Origin of the sequence: Streptomyces sp. R-07 (genome assembly GCF_049913175.1) — a bacterium.
Lineage (GTDB): Bacteria > Actinomycetota > Actinomycetes > Streptomycetales > Streptomycetaceae > Streptomyces.
Genome location: NZ_CP183978.1, coordinates 1,002,264 through 1,016,044 on the forward strand (window position 1 = coordinate 1,002,264; position 13,781 = coordinate 1,016,044).

Below are 13,781 nucleotides of genomic sequence, written 5' to 3' on the forward strand. Positions count from 1 at the left end.
ATCGATATTTCATCGCTCCTCCCTGGCGTGGCCGCGTTCGAACGCCTCACCCCAGGGAGGGACGGTCCGACGATCCGGTACACCGAGTACGGCATCCCGCACATCATCGCCTCGGACTGGGAGGGGCTGGGGACGGGGTACGGATACGCGGCGGCCAAGGACAACATCTGCACGCTGGCCGACACCTATCTGATGGTCGACGCCCAGCGGTCGCGTTGCCTGGGGCCCGACGGGCGGACGAGTCCCGGCCAGAACCAGAACACCACCACCAACCTCAACAGCGACCTGCACTTCCAGCGGCTCAAGGACAACATGGTCGTGGAGCGGCTCCTGAACCGGCCCGCGCCCGACGGGCCGGAGCCGAAGGTGAAGGAGGTCATCCGCGGCTACGTCCAGGGATACAACCGGTACCTGGCGGAGACGGGCGTGGACAAGCTCTCCGACCCGGTCTGCCGGGGCGCGGCCTGGGTGCGGCCGATCACCGAGCTGGACGTCTACCGGCACGCGCACGCCGAGATCATCATGGGCAGCGCCGACCCGCTGCTCGACGGCCAGGTGAACGCCGCACCCCCGGGCGCGTCGGCCGCCGCGGCGGCGCCTGCACCCTCACCGGCCAAGACCGCGCGGAGGATCCGTGACGCGCTGGCGAAGAGCCGGCAGCAGAACATGGGCAGCAACGCGCTGGCCGTCGGTGCGCAGGGCGTCTCCGGTGGCACGCGCATGCTCCTCCCCAACCCGCACTTCCCGTGGCAGGGCAAGAACCGGATGTGGCAGAGCCAGCTGACCATCCCCGGCAAGGTGAACGTCTCCGGGGCGAGTCTGCTCGGTCTTGAGAAGAACACCGAAGTGGTGGAGAACGGTGATGGCGTGGCCGGTCGCCGCCGTCGCCGTCCTCGCCCCGGCGGGCACCGCGCACGCCGCCGACGGCACCGTGCCGCCGAGGACGGAGGACGGGTTCGGCCTGACCCAGGTCGGCCAGGCCACGGGAACGGCCACCGACTTCTACCTCACGGTGACCACGCCCCAGGTCGCGGGCGAGCATCTCGATGGGCGGGTTCGGGGCCTTCCCCTACGCCCAGGCCCGTCCCGACCTCTTCGGCCAGACCGCGTCCCTGTCGGGGGACATCGACCTGTCGGCCAACTCCATGGACCTGCGGCTCGCCGTCGTCGCGTCCGTCACCGACGCGCTGGGCACGATGTGCGCCTGCTCGTCCGGCTACTGCGACCCGAACGAGTCCGCCTACAAGCCCGGTGTGGACAGTGACGCCCTGTTCGGCTCGCCGTACCCGGTGTTCGACGTCGACTGGCGGTGGAACGAGGTCGACCCCTCGCAGCACCTGGACAAGTTCGCGGGGACGGGTGTGTCGATCTACACGGGCGACGGGGGCGGCTCGCCGACGAACATGGAGTTCTGGGTCGCGGGTGCGTCCAAGAACGTCAAGGCCCGCATGGACTCCCTGGGCATGCCGTACTACTACGTCAACTACGGCGACGGTTCGGGCTGGGGCACCCGGTGCGACGGCGGCCACAGCCCCGGCTGCTGGGAACAGGACCTCCGGGACCTGATCCCCCGCCTGGAGAGGGCCTTCGTGTCCTGACCGCTCGGCCACGACGGCGGCCGGACCTTCCGCCCCTGGAAGGCCCGGCCGCTGCCGCGTTGCCGCGAGAACAGCAGCAAAAGGCGCATTGCGGAACTGAAGTGCGGCGTCGTTCCAAGGCGGGCAGGCCGGCAGGCTGCATGGTGGACGGATGATCGGGACCCTGATCGCGCTGCTCGGCCTGGTCGTGTCGGTGGCAACCGCGATTGTCGGCTACCAGCACGGCCATCGCGCCGAGAGAGCACAGCAGATCCGCGACGAGCGTGAGGAACGATCCCGCAGACAGCGCGAGGAGGAGGCGGAACGAACGGCACGGATCCGACAGGCGAGCTGGATCTCCGTGCACGCCGAACCCGGCGGGCATGGCGTCACGGTGTACAACGGCAGCAGCCAGCCTGTCAGTGACGTCCGGGTCCTGGCCGGCGGCGACGTGCTCAGGCCCGACAGGGTCCGGCTGCTGGCGCCGGGCGCGTACGCGGCCTTCCTCCCCTCGCCGGATGCCACAGGCCGCGATCTCGATCCTCCGGGAACGGCCGTGGAGTTCACCGACGTCGCGGGGCGCGCTTGGCGGCGCACGGTCGAGGGGACGCTGTACGAGCGGGTTTCGCCCGATGGCGCCCCACCGCGGTGGGGTCCTCCCCTGACCCCGCTCGTGGAGCAGTACCGAAGGCCTCGGTCGGAATCGAGGCGCCAGGACACCCGTGCCGGTGAAGCGGTTCCGGAAACCGGTGGGCCGGCAGGGCCCCCGTCAGGGCCCCTCAGCGGTTCCGCTCCGCCGGCGCCACCGCCGTCGGCGCCGAAGGCCGGTGGTGGCAGCAGAGGACGAGGCGGCTCACTGAGCCCGCTGTTCGTCCTCGGCTGCCTCGGCGCCGCTGCCGCCCTCGCGTATCTCGTCGCCAGGCTGGTGTAGCGCGGGACGAGTTCGAGGTCCGCGAGACCGGCGGCTATCGGCTATCGGCTATCGGCAAGACACGGCCTAGTCGACCGCGGGCCCGGAATCGTTCAGCCAGCCCCATTCGCCCCAGGTGGCGAAGCCGGTCTGCCAGCGGTGGTAGACGCCGGCGTGGCTGGTGCCGAAGACTTCGATGCGGCCGTCGGCGTTGTTGCTCGCGCCGATCTCGGTGCCACCGCCGCCGAAGGTCTCCCATGCGGAGAAGGAGGCGTTCGGGCCGGTCTGCCAGGCGTGGCTCGCGGTGGCCGAGTTGATCGCGAACACCTCGACCCTGCCGTCCACCGAACGCGAGGTGGTCAGCTCGGCGTCGGAGATCCCGCCGGTGCCCGTCCACGCCGACCAAGACGTCGGGCTCGTCTGCCAGCGGTGGAACACACCGTCGGCGTTGGAGGCGAACACCTCCAGACGGCCGTCCTGGTCGTGGCTGACGGCGACGTCGTGCCCACCGCCGCCGAAGTCCTCCCAGGCGGACCAGCCGCCGTTGACCGAGGTCTGGTAGAGGTGCCCGAACGTGGAGTCCGACAGCGCGAACACCTCAAGGCGCCCGTCGGGCGCGTTCTCCATGGCCAGCCGCGCGTTGGCCGGACCGCCGCCCGCGCCCTCCCAGCCGGCCCAGCCCCCGCTGGGCGCCGTCTGCCAGCGGTGGAACACGCCGTTGGCGTTGGAGGCGAAGACCTCGATGCGCCCGTCGGCGTTGCTGCCCGCGGCCAGCCGGTACCCGCCGGTGCCGAAGTTCGCCCAGCCGGACCACCCCGCGCTCGGCCCGGTCTGCCACATGTGGTCGAAGGTGCTGTCCGACAGCGCGAACAGTTCGAGCCGGCCGTCCGCGTTGGACGCCACCGCCAGCTGCGCGTTGCGCGGACCGCCCTCGAACCGCCACGCCGACCAGCCGCCGTTCACCGCGGTCTGCCAGGCGTGGTACACACCGTCGGCTCCGGCGGCGAAGGCCTCAAGGCGTCCGTCGGCGGACCGCCCGGACACCACCCGCCCGGCGCCGTACGGGTGCTGGGGCCCGGCGCTCATGCCGGACCACAGCGCGTTGGCGATGATCACCGCGTCGCCCGCCTCGACCCCGTACAGATAGCGCAGGTCCTCGCGCGGCCGCTGGACGTGCCAGCACACCTCGCCGATCGCCTCGTCGTTCCACGAGCCGCCCGGGTACTGCCGTTCCATCTCGTCGAGGAAGGCGTTGGTCGCGTAGGCCGGGTTCAGCCGCTCCTCCCGGGTGCCCCACCAGTCCTGCTGCTGGAACAGCCCGATGCTGGTGTAGTCGACGGCCTGGGCGTAGTTGTTCATGCTGCTCTCCACGATGATCGTGGAGATCGCGATCGCCGCGGCCTTCTGGTTGAGCCCGCGGTCCTTCACCGCCTGCGTCACCATCCGCGCGCAGGACATCTTGTACGCGTCCAGGTAGCCGGCCATCTTCGCGTTCAGCTGCGGGTTGAGCTGGTCGGCCATGATGCCGTCGGTGGCCGACGGGCCGGCCGGGTCGCAGGGCTCGGTCGGAATGGCGAAGCCCTGCGGGCCGCTGAAGTACCGGGAGACGCCGGACCGGTCCTTGCCGGGACCCGGCTCCGGCCGGGCCGAGGCCACGGGGGTCGTCAGCCCGACGGCCAGCGCCCCGACACCGGCGACGACGGTCAGTCCGGTGAGCACGCGGCGTAAGAAGTCTCTTGCCATCATGGGCCTTTCTGTCAGGAAATGAGAAGGAAGGAGAAGGAACGGGGTCACGTTCCGGCGGTGAGGCCGAGGCCCGCCTCGTCCCCGCGCAGGATCATGCGGTGGGTCCGCCGCAGCATCCGGCTCGGCGGGACGCCGAGGTCCTCGGACAGCCGGCGGCGCACGCGGTCGAACACGTGCAGCGCGTCGGCCTGCCGGCCGCCCCGGTACAGCGCGCGCATCAGCGTCGCGGCGACCGGCTCGTTCAGTGGGTGCGCCGCGGACAGGGCGAACAGCTCCGCCGTCGCTTCGGTGTGCCGGCCCAGCGACAGCTGCCAGGTCGCCTTCCGCTGGACGAGGTCGATCCTGCGCCCGGTGAGCCGCAGGTGCTCCCGTTCGGCGAGGGGTCCGGGCAGTCCGGCCAGGGGCTTCCCGCGGAACGGGTCCAGCGCCCGGGAGCACAGGCGGACCGCCTCGGCCGCTTCGCCCGCCCGGTCGGCCGTCCCGACGGCGGCGACCAGTTCGTCCAGGCGCGCCACGTCCACGTCGACCGCTCCGGAGGCGAGCCGGTAGCCACGCGGGGCGCGCTCGATGACCGCGTCGGTTCCGTCCCCGGGGCCCAGGGTCTTGCGCAGGCGGTAGACGTACACGGGCACGACGTTCGCGACGGGGGTGTCCAACCCCCATACGCCGTCGAGCAGTTCCGGCCGGCTGACCGTCCTCCCGGCGTGCAGGGCCGGGGCGGCCAGTACGGCCTGCTGGCGGAGATGCCCGAGGTCCAGGGGCCGTCCGTCCTGCCGTGCCGTCAGGGGTCCGAGCAGGGAGAGCCGCAGCTTCGGCCCGGCCGCCCGCCCGGCGGTGCTGCCCGGCACCGGGCTCGCCGCCGGGGTGCGGGGGCCGCGGCCGGGGACGACGAGGCCGCAGTCGAAGGCGTGGACGATGGCGGCGGCCCGGTCGCGGAGCCCGAGCTTCACGAGGATCCGCGCGAGGTGCGAGGCCACGGCCTCCTCGGGGATGGCAAGGGCGGCGGCGATCTCGCCGTCCCGCAGCCCGCAGCCGACCGCGGAGAGCACCCGGCGCTCCTGGTGCCGGAGCACGGGGACGACGGACCGGCCGGTGGCGACGGTCAGGCCAGTGGTGTCGGATCGGTCGGTGGTGACGGGCCTGCCAGTGGTGACGGGCCTGCCAGTGGTGACGGTCGTCGGCATCGATGCTCCCCCCGGGCTCCGGACGTCGGTCTGGCCGACGCCGTCGCCACGGTAGGGGGGCCGCGCCGGGCCGGGCATCCGGAACGATCCGGAGTGACACCGCCGTCGGGCGCCGGCCCGCCCCGGTCAGGGCGCGCCGGGGGTGCCCGTGGGGGCCGCCGGGGCGGGGCAGGCGACCGTGCCGGGCCGTACGGAGAGGGAGAGCTTCGGGGTCGTGAGGAGGCCCGGGATCTGGAAGTCCTGGGCGGTGCCGGTGATCCGGTCGAACTTGGCGTAGCGCGCCTGGATGCCGAAGCGGTGCTGCGGGCTGTCCAGCGGGTTGGCGACGTACGCGCCGCTGGCGTCCTTGACGGTCTTCACGTCGGCGCCGTTGACGTTGAGGTCGACGATGCCGTCCATGTCGAGGACCCCGGTGGCGCTGCGCAGGTCGAGGACGGTGTTCTTCGTCCTGATCTCCCAGGAGCCCGGGTTGTCGTCGCCGAGGGTGAGCAGCAGGGTGTACGTGGCTCCCGCGATCTGCTGCCGCCGGCTGAGGCAGAGGCCGTTGATGACGCCGTCGGCGAAGCCCATGCGGAGCACGCGTTCGGTTCCGGTGGAGCCGTCGGGCCGTACGACGGTCTGGTCGACGACGGCGGCGCCGTACTGCGTCCCGTACAGGCTGCTGGTGGTGAAGTCGACGGGCCGGTCCTGGATGCGGAGGCCGACGGCCAGCGCCCCGCTCGCCATGGCGGAGCCGAGGCCGCCGGCGGCGAGGAGCGCGGGCAGGGCGACGGCGAGGGACCGGCGCCAGTGGGTGCGTCCTTCTTCACGGGTCCTCATGGCGTGGTCACCGTGATGGTTCCGGGGAGGTGGACGGGGTTGTCGGTGGAGTCGAGGGCCGCGTGGTCGTCGACGGTCCGGATGGCGTAGATGTCGCCGGTGAAGTCCTCGGCTCCGGCGGTGAGCGGGATGAGGGAGCCGAAGAAGTCGAGGAGGCCCTGCACGCCGCAGATCTTGACGAGGACGCGGACGCAGACGTTGGTGATGTTCCCCCACATCGTCGTCGTCTCGGCCTTTCCGGCGCTGTCGTAGCCGCCGAGGGAGCCCTCGCCGGGCACGTCGATGACGACGCTGTGCCCGGCCGCCTGCTGGGTGACGTTCATGTGCGAGCGGATCTTGAGTTTGCTGAAGGTGTACTGGGTGGTGGTGCGCGTGGAGCCGTCGGAGAGCCGGATGGTGACGTTCTTGTCGACCGTCATGGAGACGGCGACCATGCTGCCGATGGTGACGTGCAGCGGGTCCGGGGAGGGCAGGAAGGGCACGCCGAGGGGCTCGACGGCGGCGGTCGCGCCCGAGGCGCTGCTCGGCTGACCCGACCAGACGGCCGTCACGACGGCGAGGAGCAGGGCAGCCGCCACGGCGAGGGCCCGCCGGCCGGCCGGGAGCCCATGTGCACCACCCGTCGGCGCGGGCGTCATCGTTCCACCGCCGCCCGTCGGCGCGGGCGCTTGACGCCCCAGCCGACCATCATGGAGCCGCCGAGCACGCCGAGCGTCATGCCGAGCAGGAAGCCGCCCAGGTTGGAGACGACGAGCGAGACGACGGCGAGGACCGCGCCGATGAGCCCGAAGGTGTACCGCTGGGCGGGCAGGGCCAGCGGGATGAGTCCGCACAGGATCATCCCGCCGCCGACGAGGTAGCCCGCCACTCCCCCGAAGCCCGTGCTCACGATCAACTGGAGCGAGCTGAGGGAGAACTTGAGGACGGTCCAGCCGCCGGCGACCAGCCACACCCCTCCCCAGAACGGCCGCGTACGGCGGAACGCGCGGAACCAGACGTACGCGGCCTTCACCCGGCCCGGACCGAACCGGTCGTACGCGGCCCTCTCCCGGCTCAGCATGTGGTCGCCGTTCCCGCGACGACCCTGATCTTCAGATCGGGCAGCACGAGCGCCCCGGCCATCTCGGCGTCGTACGCGCTGGCGTTCAGTCCGTGCAGCGCGATGGAGCTGCCGCCCTCGCCGCCGGCCGAGCCGAGTCCGAAGCCGCCGGGCAGGGCGCCGGTGAGGGGCTTGCCGGCGACGGTGACCTGGTCGGCGGACTGGCCGAGCACCGCGTTCTGGAGGGTGGTGGGGCCGTACGCCTGGAGTTCGGTGGCCTGGATGTAGAGGTTCGAGGCGTCGATGTCGGTGGTGAAGGTGGCGGGCGGGGTCGCCGCGACCGTCTGGCCGCCCGTCAGGAGCAGGGAGTAGGGGACTCCGGCGATCGTCTGGTGGACGATCCCGCAGAGTCCGGCGAGGTGGGCGCTGGCGAAACCGACGCGCGCCATCGCGGTGTTGGTGCTCGTGGTGCCGTCGGGGCGTCCGACGGCGGGGGTGTTGACGATGGCGCCGAAGCCGCTGCCGTCGACCCCGTTGGAGGTCAGGGTGAAGGGCTGCCCGGTGACGCTGAAGTTGGCGGCGAGCGCGCCCTGTGCCAAGGCGGTGCCGAGCACGCCGACGGCGAGGGCCGAGGGGACGAGGGCGAGCGCGCCGCGTCCCCAGCGGGTGCCGCGGCGGCTGCCGTCGGCGGACTGGGCGAGCATCCGGGTGTTCCAGTCGGCGGCGGCACGGCGGGCACCGGAGAGGACGTCGGTCATGCGGATCCGCTCCCCACAGACGCGGACGGGGTGGTACGGCCCGGGCGGCGCCGCCCGGCGGGCTTCTCCGGCAGCCAGGCGAAGGCCATGGAGCCTCCGAGGACCGAGAGGACCATTCCGACGAAGAGGCCGCCGAGGTTGGACAGCGGGAACGAGGCGACTCCCGCGATCACCGCGATGACGCCCGCGGTGTGGCGCTGTCCGGGGAGCAGCAGGATGAGCAGGGCCATCGCCATCAGGACGACCCCGCCGGCCATGCCCGCGATGCCTCCGACGCCGACCTGGAGGATCTTGCCGAGCGGGGCCATCGGCAGGAAGAAGATGACGAAGCCGCCGAGTCCGGTCCAGAGCGCCGCCCAGAACGGCCGGGTGCGGCGCCAGTTGCGGAACGCGCCGCGCGCGCGGCGCGGCCGGCCCGGGGTGGGCCCTTCGGTCGGCTCGGGCGGCGGATCGGTGGTCATGGAGGCCTCACAGCGGTGGGTCGGGGTGGGAGGGCCGGAGCCCCGCGCCGTACGGAGGACGCGGAACCCCGGCCGGTGATGCCGGTGGTACGTGAGGTGCGTGTGGTCCCTGTGGTGCGGGCGGTGCCTGTCGTTCACGTGGTACGGGCGGTGCCGACGGCCTCTCAGCAGGGCTTGTCGCCGTGGGCGATCCCGATCGCGAGGTCCGGCAGGGTGATCGCGCCGGCGATCGTGGCGCCGTTGGCATCGGCGTTGAGGTTCTTGATGTCGGTCCGGCCGCCGGTCGCGTCGAGGCCGAACTGGCCCGGGGTGCCGTCGTTGATGCCGGTGCCCTTGATTCCGGCGCCGTCGGCGGCCGCGCCGATGACGTTCGGGGTGGTGTCGCTCGCGTTGAGCGTGGCCGTGGCCGCCTGGAGCGCCTGCGCGTCGAGCACGAGCTTGTTCGCCTGGAGTCCCGCACCGGCGACGAGCTGGTCGCTGGTGAGGGGGGTCGCGGCGGCGGGCGAGGAGATGTTGAGCGACCAGGTGCCGAGGCTGCCGATGACCGGGAGGTTGACGGACTGGACGGCGTGGACGCAGATGCCGTCGAGGCCGGCCTTGGCGATGCCGACCTCGGCGGCGCCCTTGGCCCCGCCGGCGTCGATGGTGTGCATGACCGCGCCGATGCCCTGCGGTGCGGCGACCGTCTTGGAGCTGAGGGTGAAGGGGACGCTCGTGAGCGAGAGGTTCGCGGCGAGCGCGCCCTGCACCATGGCCGTGGCCATGGCGGCGATGGCCGCCGTGGCGGGCACCGCGAGGAACGCCGATCTGCGCCAGCGGGTGACGCCTCTGGTCTCGTGCTGCATGTGATCTCCAACCGTCGTGCCGCACTGGTCGAATGACACTCGGCGGCTGCCTGTTCGAGAATTGGACACTCTATTGAGAAGTGTCAATACTTCTTACAATTCTGGGGAGATTTCCCCCTGGACTAGGCTTGGCCGATGCCACGGTTCAGGGAGACGGTCCGGACACTGCTGCGCGAGCGGCTGCTGGACGCCGCGTACGAGGCGGTCGCGGACCGCGGCTTCGACAAGCTGCGCATGGCGCACCTGGCGGGCGCGGTGGGCGTCAGCCGCCAGACGCTGTACTCGGAGTTCCCCTCCAAGGAGGCGGTCGGCGAGGCCCTGTTCCAGCGCGAGCTGGAGCGCTGCCTCGTCGGCATCCAGGAGGGCCTGGACACGCACCGGGACGACCTGCGCGCGGCCGTCGAGGCCGCCGTCGGCTTCACGCTCACGCTGGCCGGCAGGAACCCGCTGATCAAGGCCATGCTGACCAGCACCGGCGAGGACGGACTCCTCTCGTACCTCACGACCCGGTCCACGGCGGCCTTCGACATGGCGACGGCGATGTGCGACGCGTACGTCACCGAGGCCTGGCCCACCATCGACCCGGAGGCGCGCGAGCTGGCCGTGGACGCGGCGGTCCGGCTGACCGCCAGTCACATCGTCCAGGCCGGCTCCTCGCCCGAGGCATCGGCCCGGCGCATCGCGGACACCGTGGTCCGGGTCGCCCTGAGCACGGGCCGGGAGCAGGTCCCGTCGCCCTGAGCACGGGCCAGGAGTGGATCCCCTGACCGGACTCAGGGACTCACCCCTGGCGGGACTCCTGAGTTCGCCCCCGACCGGACTCAGGGACTCGGCCCCCGGTACTCCTCCAGGACGGGCCGGTTGCCGATGTCCGGTGACGCGGAGACGGGGAAGGCACGCACCCCGACCCGGCCCTCGACCCGGTCCAGCGCTCCCCAGCCGTACGCCCGCGAGTCGTCCGACAGGTCGGGGTTGTCGCCCAGGTAGAAGAACGCCCCCTCGGGCACGGTCCGCAGCTCGGGCCGGGCCGACCGGGTGCCGTCGGGCCCGCAGCAGGCGCTCGTACGGTGGGCCTGCGCCGTCCACTGGGGCGCCACCACCCGGCGCACGGGCCCCTGGCCCCGCTCCTGGAGGAGGACCTGGAAGGGTTCGTCCGGCGTGGAGACGATCGCCACCCGGTCGCCGGGCAGGGCGATGACCCGCTTCACCAGGAGGGCGTCCTTCCCGGTGGCGCGCAGCAGGACGACGTCGAACCGTCGCGCCTCCCCCGCCGAGCCGGGGGCCACGAGGATCCGGTCGCCCTGGTGGAGGGTGGGGGCCATGCTGGTGCCGTCGACCCGGATACCGAGGGCCGTGACGGCGACCCCGGCGAGGAGGCAGAGCAGGACACCGGTCCCGAGGACGGCGCCGGCCGCCCGGCGCGGGTTCATCGGCGTCGCGTGGGGTCCGGCGGCCGTACGGCGCCGGACCGGTCGTTTTCGGTCATGGCGGGAAGGTAGGCCGGGCGGCGGGCGGCGGCTGTGACCGTACCGCTCAGGGTTGTTGACCGCGCGTCTGATAAGAACGGGGCGTCTCGCCGGTCCAGCGCCTGAACGCCCGGTGGAAGGCGCTCGGTTCGGAGAAGCCGAGCTGCCGGGAGAGGTGTTCGATCGACACCCGGCCGCCGGTCAGCTCGGCGATGGCGTGGTCGCGCCGCACCTGGTCGCGGAGCCGCTGGTACGTCGTTCCCTCGGCGGCCAGTTGGCGCCGGAGGGTCTGCGGGCTGACGGAGAGGCGCTCGGCGAGCTGCTCGGGCGTCGGCACCGGCCCGGCGGGCAGCGCCCGGCCGATCAGGTGCCGCACCCGGCCGGTCACCGTACTCCCGTAGTCGGCGCAGACCAGCACGTCGACCGGGGCGCGGCGGAGGAAGACCTTGAGCGCCGCCGCGTCCCGCAGAACGGGTTCGTCGAGGTCGGCCCGGTCGAAGACGGCTGCCGTCCGCGCGGCGCCGAAGACGCAGGGCGCGCCGAAGAGCAGGGCGTACTCGCGGGCGTGCCGGGGCTCGGGGTGGACGAACTCGACCCGTCGCAGGCCGATCCGGCGCCGGACGAGCCAGCCGGCGAAGCGGTGCGCCACCAGGACGGTGGACTCCGCGCCGAAGTGGAGGGGGTCGTCGTAGCCGGAGACGTCGAACTCCATCCGCGCCTCGTCGAGTCCACCGGTCCCGGGCTCCACGAGCCGGAAGCGCGGGCCGGCCGGGAAGAGGGAGTAGAAGGTCTGGGCGCGCCGGAGCGCCTCGCGCAGGTCCCGGCTGCCGTGGACGAGGACGTGGGCCATCATCGCGAAGGTCCCGACCTTGCTGGGCGCGCCGCCGAAGCCGATCAGCTCGTCGTCGAGGGTGGCCCAGAGCGTTCTGACGAGCTGCCCGAACTGCTCCACGGGAACCCTGGCCCGGGGTTGCTCCAGGAGCGCGGAGGGGAGCCCGGCGCGGGCGAGCAGCGGCCCCGGGGCCACCCCGCGCCGCTCGGCGCCGAGCAGCACGGCCCGTACGTAATGCGTACTCACCGAAGAGTTCACCGAAGCTAGACACTTTCATCAAAGGATGTCCAGGTTCCGACACTCTACTCAGAACTGTAAGGCTCTCGAAGTACGCATCCTGTGAACGGGACACAGCTCACAGCCGTACCGTCTGGTGCAGTACACACACAGAATGAGGGGCAGTACATGAGCGGAGTGGCACGCCGGACAGTGGTCGCGGCGGCGGGGAGCGCGGGACTGGCGGCGGCGCTCGCCGCCTGCGGGAGCGGCGCGGACGACAAGAAGCCGACCGACGGGAACACGGCACCCGAGGGCACGACTCTCGCACGGACCGGGGACGTCCCGGTGGGCGGCGGAAAGATCCTCGCCGACAAGGGGCTGGTGATCACCCAGCCGAAGGCCGGCGAGTTCAAGGCCTTCTCCTCGAAGTGCACCCATCAGGGATGCGCCGTGAGCAGCATCAAGGACGGCGTCATCGTCTGCCCGTGTCACCAGAGCCACTTCGACATCTCGGACGGCAGCGTGAAGTCGGGCCCGGCGCCCTCACCGCTGCCGCCGGAGCCGATCCAGGTGGTGGGCGAGGAGATCAGCCTCGGCTGACGGCACCTCCGGAACCACCGGAGCTTCTGGGGGCCTTCCAGCACCCCAGGACCTCGTCGGTCGTGGTGATCGTGGCGACGAGCGCGAGGGTGTGACGGATCACCGCGGGGGTGTAGTCGGCCGGCACCCCCGCGATGGCGTCCCCGGGCACGACGACCGTGTAGCCGAGGTTCACGGCGTCGAAGACCGCGTTGGGCACGGCCACGTTGGCGGAGACCCCTGTGACGATCAGCGTGCGGCAGCCGAGGTTGCGGAGCAGCGCGTCGACGTCGGTGCCGGCGAGCGGCGAGAGCCCGTGCAGGCGCCGGACCACCAGGTCCTCGTCGGCGACCTCGATCGGTTCGGCGATCCGGACGGCCCTGCTGCCGCTGTGCTGCTGCACGGGGAGCCGTGCGGCGGCCGTGAACAAGCGGGCGTTGGTGTTGGCGGCCCGCCCGTCGGGGCGCCGCTCGGCGACGGCGTGGATCACCTGCACGTCGGCCGCGTGCGCCGCCGCGACGAGCCGGGCGACGTTCCGCAGGGCGCCCGACGCGCGGGCGACGGCTGCCAGTTCGGGCAGGGCGCTGTCGGGACCGACGACACCCTGCTGGCACTCGACGGTGAGCAGGACGACTCCGCCGTCCGGTCGGATCCGCTCCCCGAGGCGTTCTCTCGGACTCTGACTCATGGCCTCCCCTTGCACACACGTGGCTGACCCCCCATGCTTTCTGACGTCTCATCAGAAATCCAGAAGGGTGCGGACGATGACCGTCGCACAGCGCCGTGGACGCCGGATCATGATGACCCCGGCCGAGCTCGACTCCTTCCTCGCCGAACAGCGCACCTGCCGGGTCGCGACGGTCGCCGCCGACGGCCGACCGCACGTCAGCGCGCTCTGGTTCGTCTGGGACGGCTCCTCGCTGTGGCTGTACTCGATCACGCGCAGCCGCCGCTGGGCGGAGCTGCGCGCCGATCCGAGGATCGCGGTCGTGGTGGACGACGGCGAGGAGTACGGGGAGCTGCGCGGAGTGGAGCTGTCGGGGACGGCCGTCTTCGTCGGCGAGGCGCCGCGCACCGGTGAGCCGTGCCCCGAACTCGAGGTGCCCGAGCAGCTCTTCTGCGCCAAGAACTTCGGCCTGGACGTCATGCCGCACGACGGCCGGCACGCCTGGCTCCGACTGACCCCGGACGCCATCACCTCCTGGGACTTCCGCAAACTCGCGGACCTCTGACTCCTGCGCGGACGGGCCTCTGACTCCTGCGCGGACGGGCCTCTGGGTCCTGTGCGGTCGGCCGTGAGGCCCCTGTACGGGCGGGCCCCTCTGACCTCATGCGCGGACGGCCCC

The 13,781-nt window shown here is 72.3% G+C and carries 15 protein-coding genes and 2 pseudogenes; 6 read left to right on the forward strand and 11 right to left on the reverse strand.

What is annotated here, in order from left to right; genetic code table 11:
- Nucleotides 1–27: 27 nt before the first annotated feature.
- From ACN9M0_RS04605 to ACN9M0_RS04615, 3 genes and pseudogenes are all read left to right on the forward strand, one after another.
- Nucleotides 28–771, forward strand: a pseudogene (locus tag ACN9M0_RS04605) (penicillin acylase family protein); the annotation flags it as partial.
- Between the two features lie 58 nt (nucleotides 772–829).
- A pseudogene (locus ACN9M0_RS04610) lies at nucleotides 830–1,598 on the forward strand (alpha/beta hydrolase-fold protein).
- A 151-nt stretch (nucleotides 1,599–1,749) separates the two neighbouring features.
- Complete coding sequence (locus ACN9M0_RS04615; protein ID WP_366039785.1) at nucleotides 1,750–2,508, forward strand: hypothetical protein; 759 nt, start codon at nucleotides 1,750–1,752, stop codon at nucleotides 2,506–2,508.
- Nucleotides 2,509–2,574: 66 nt separating this feature from the next.
- Here the strand turns inward: ACN9M0_RS04615 and ACN9M0_RS04620 are convergent, their stop codons facing one another.
- The 8 genes from ACN9M0_RS04620 to ACN9M0_RS04655 form a co-directional block, all read right to left on the reverse strand.
- Nucleotides 2,575–4,230 (reverse strand): peptidase M23, encoded by a 1,656-nt coding sequence (locus ACN9M0_RS04620; protein ID WP_366039786.1) that lies wholly within the window; start codon nucleotides 4,228–4,230, stop codon nucleotides 2,575–2,577.
- A gap of 47 nt (nucleotides 4,231–4,277) precedes the next feature.
- A complete protein-coding gene (locus tag ACN9M0_RS04625; protein WP_426403162.1) occupies nucleotides 4,278–5,417 on the reverse strand; it encodes a BTAD domain-containing putative transcriptional regulator in 1,140 nt (379 codons plus the stop codon).
- A gap of 126 nt (nucleotides 5,418–5,543) precedes the next feature.
- Nucleotides 5,544–6,236: a DUF6230 family protein gene (locus ACN9M0_RS04630; protein WP_366039788.1), complete on the reverse strand. Its 693-nt coding sequence runs from the start codon at nucleotides 6,234–6,236 to the stop codon at nucleotides 5,544–5,546.
- Nucleotides 6,233–6,874, reverse strand: a complete 642-nt coding sequence (locus tag ACN9M0_RS04635) for a hypothetical protein (protein WP_426403163.1) — start codon at nucleotides 6,872–6,874, stop codon at nucleotides 6,233–6,235. Before ACN9M0_RS04635 ends, ACN9M0_RS04630 begins: the two co-directional genes overlap by 4 nt.
- A complete protein-coding gene (locus tag ACN9M0_RS04640) occupies nucleotides 6,871–7,296 on the reverse strand; it encodes a DUF6114 domain-containing protein (protein ID WP_366039790.1) in 426 nt (141 codons plus the stop codon). The genes ACN9M0_RS04635 and ACN9M0_RS04640 overlap by 4 nt, the downstream gene beginning before the upstream one ends.
- Nucleotides 7,290–8,033: a DUF6230 family protein gene (locus tag ACN9M0_RS04645; RefSeq protein ID WP_366039791.1), complete on the reverse strand. Its 744-nt coding sequence runs from the start codon at nucleotides 8,031–8,033 to the stop codon at nucleotides 7,290–7,292. The genes ACN9M0_RS04640 and ACN9M0_RS04645 overlap by 7 nt, the downstream gene beginning before the upstream one ends.
- Nucleotides 8,030–8,494, reverse strand: coding sequence for a DUF6114 domain-containing protein (locus tag ACN9M0_RS04650; protein WP_366039792.1), 465 nt, complete (start codon nucleotides 8,492–8,494; stop codon nucleotides 8,030–8,032). The genes ACN9M0_RS04645 and ACN9M0_RS04650 overlap by 4 nt, the downstream gene beginning before the upstream one ends.
- 164 nt (nucleotides 8,495–8,658) lie before the next feature.
- Nucleotides 8,659–9,339, reverse strand: a complete 681-nt coding sequence (locus tag ACN9M0_RS04655) for a DUF6230 family protein (protein ID WP_366039793.1) — start codon at nucleotides 9,337–9,339, stop codon at nucleotides 8,659–8,661.
- Nucleotides 9,340–9,474: 135 nt separating this feature from the next.
- Here ACN9M0_RS04655 and ACN9M0_RS04660 point away from each other — a divergent pair, with 135 nt between their 5' ends.
- Nucleotides 9,475–10,080: a TetR family transcriptional regulator gene (locus tag ACN9M0_RS04660; protein ID WP_426403164.1), complete on the forward strand. Its 606-nt coding sequence runs from the start codon at nucleotides 9,475–9,477 to the stop codon at nucleotides 10,078–10,080.
- Nucleotides 10,081–10,160: 80 nt separating this feature from the next.
- Here the strand turns inward: ACN9M0_RS04660 and lepB are convergent, their stop codons facing one another.
- The gene (lepB, locus tag ACN9M0_RS04665) at nucleotides 10,161–10,769 is read right to left on the reverse strand and encodes a signal peptidase I (RefSeq protein WP_426403165.1); all 609 of its coding nucleotides are present in this window, start codon (nucleotides 10,767–10,769) and stop codon (nucleotides 10,161–10,163) included.
- Between the two features lie 103 nt (nucleotides 10,770–10,872).
- The gene (locus tag ACN9M0_RS04670; RefSeq protein WP_426403166.1) at nucleotides 10,873–11,883 is read right to left on the reverse strand and encodes an AraC family transcriptional regulator; all 1,011 of its coding nucleotides are present in this window, start codon (nucleotides 11,881–11,883) and stop codon (nucleotides 10,873–10,875) included.
- A 159-nt stretch (nucleotides 11,884–12,042) separates the two neighbouring features.
- Between ACN9M0_RS04670 and ACN9M0_RS04675 the strand changes: the two genes are divergently transcribed.
- Complete coding sequence (locus ACN9M0_RS04675; protein WP_399699964.1) at nucleotides 12,043–12,456, forward strand: Rieske (2Fe-2S) protein; 414 nt, start codon at nucleotides 12,043–12,045, stop codon at nucleotides 12,454–12,456.
- Here ACN9M0_RS04675 and ACN9M0_RS04680 read toward each other — a convergent pair.
- Nucleotides 12,443–13,123: an isochorismatase family protein gene (locus ACN9M0_RS04680; protein WP_426403167.1), complete on the reverse strand. Its 681-nt coding sequence runs from the start codon at nucleotides 13,121–13,123 to the stop codon at nucleotides 12,443–12,445. The two genes, ACN9M0_RS04675 and ACN9M0_RS04680, sit on opposite strands and share 14 nt — an antisense overlap.
- A 76-nt stretch (nucleotides 13,124–13,199) precedes the next feature.
- Here ACN9M0_RS04680 and ACN9M0_RS04685 point away from each other — a divergent pair, with 76 nt between their 5' ends.
- Nucleotides 13,200–13,667, forward strand: coding sequence for a pyridoxamine 5'-phosphate oxidase family protein (locus ACN9M0_RS04685; RefSeq protein WP_366039799.1), 468 nt, complete (start codon nucleotides 13,200–13,202; stop codon nucleotides 13,665–13,667).
- Nucleotides 13,668–13,781 lie beyond the last annotated feature (114 nt).

Bases quoted from the DNA above. Each gene is read 5' to 3' on its own strand.
- ACN9M0_RS04615 (WP_366039785.1), top strand. From the start codon at position 1,750: ATGATCGGGACCCTGATCGCGCTGCTCGGCCTGGTCGTGTCGGTGGCA.
- ACN9M0_RS04620 (WP_366039786.1), bottom strand. From the start codon at position 4,230: ATGGCAAGAGACTTCTTACGCCGCGTGCTCACCGGACTGACCGTCGTC.
- ACN9M0_RS04625 (WP_426403162.1), bottom strand. From the start codon at position 5,417: ATGCCGACGACCGTCACCACTGGCAGGCCCGTCACCACTGGCAGGCCC.
- ACN9M0_RS04630 (WP_366039788.1), bottom strand. From the start codon at position 6,236: ATGAGGACCCGTGAAGAAGGACGCACCCACTGGCGCCGGTCCCTCGCC.
- ACN9M0_RS04635 (WP_426403163.1), bottom strand. From the start codon at position 6,874: ATGACGCCCGCGCCGACGGGTGGTGCACATGGGCTCCCGGCCGGCCGG.
- ACN9M0_RS04640 (WP_366039790.1), bottom strand. From the start codon at position 7,296: ATGCTGAGCCGGGAGAGGGCCGCGTACGACCGGTTCGGTCCGGGCCGG.
- ACN9M0_RS04645 (WP_366039791.1), bottom strand. From the start codon at position 8,033: ATGACCGACGTCCTCTCCGGTGCCCGCCGTGCCGCCGCCGACTGGAAC.
- ACN9M0_RS04650 (WP_366039792.1), bottom strand. From the start codon at position 8,494: ATGACCACCGATCCGCCGCCCGAGCCGACCGAAGGGCCCACCCCGGGC.
- ACN9M0_RS04655 (WP_366039793.1), bottom strand. From the start codon at position 9,339: ATGCAGCACGAGACCAGAGGCGTCACCCGCTGGCGCAGATCGGCGTTC.
- ACN9M0_RS04660 (WP_426403164.1), top strand. From the start codon at position 9,475: ATGCCACGGTTCAGGGAGACGGTCCGGACACTGCTGCGCGAGCGGCTG.
- lepB (WP_426403165.1), bottom strand. From the start codon at position 10,769: ATGAACCCGCGCCGGGCGGCCGGCGCCGTCCTCGGGACCGGTGTCCTG.
- ACN9M0_RS04675 (WP_399699964.1), top strand. From the start codon at position 12,043: ATGAGCGGAGTGGCACGCCGGACAGTGGTCGCGGCGGCGGGGAGCGCG.
- ACN9M0_RS04680 (WP_426403167.1), bottom strand. From the start codon at position 13,123: ATGAGTCAGAGTCCGAGAGAACGCCTCGGGGAGCGGATCCGACCGGAC.
- ACN9M0_RS04685 (WP_366039799.1), top strand. From the start codon at position 13,200: ATGACCGTCGCACAGCGCCGTGGACGCCGGATCATGATGACCCCGGCC.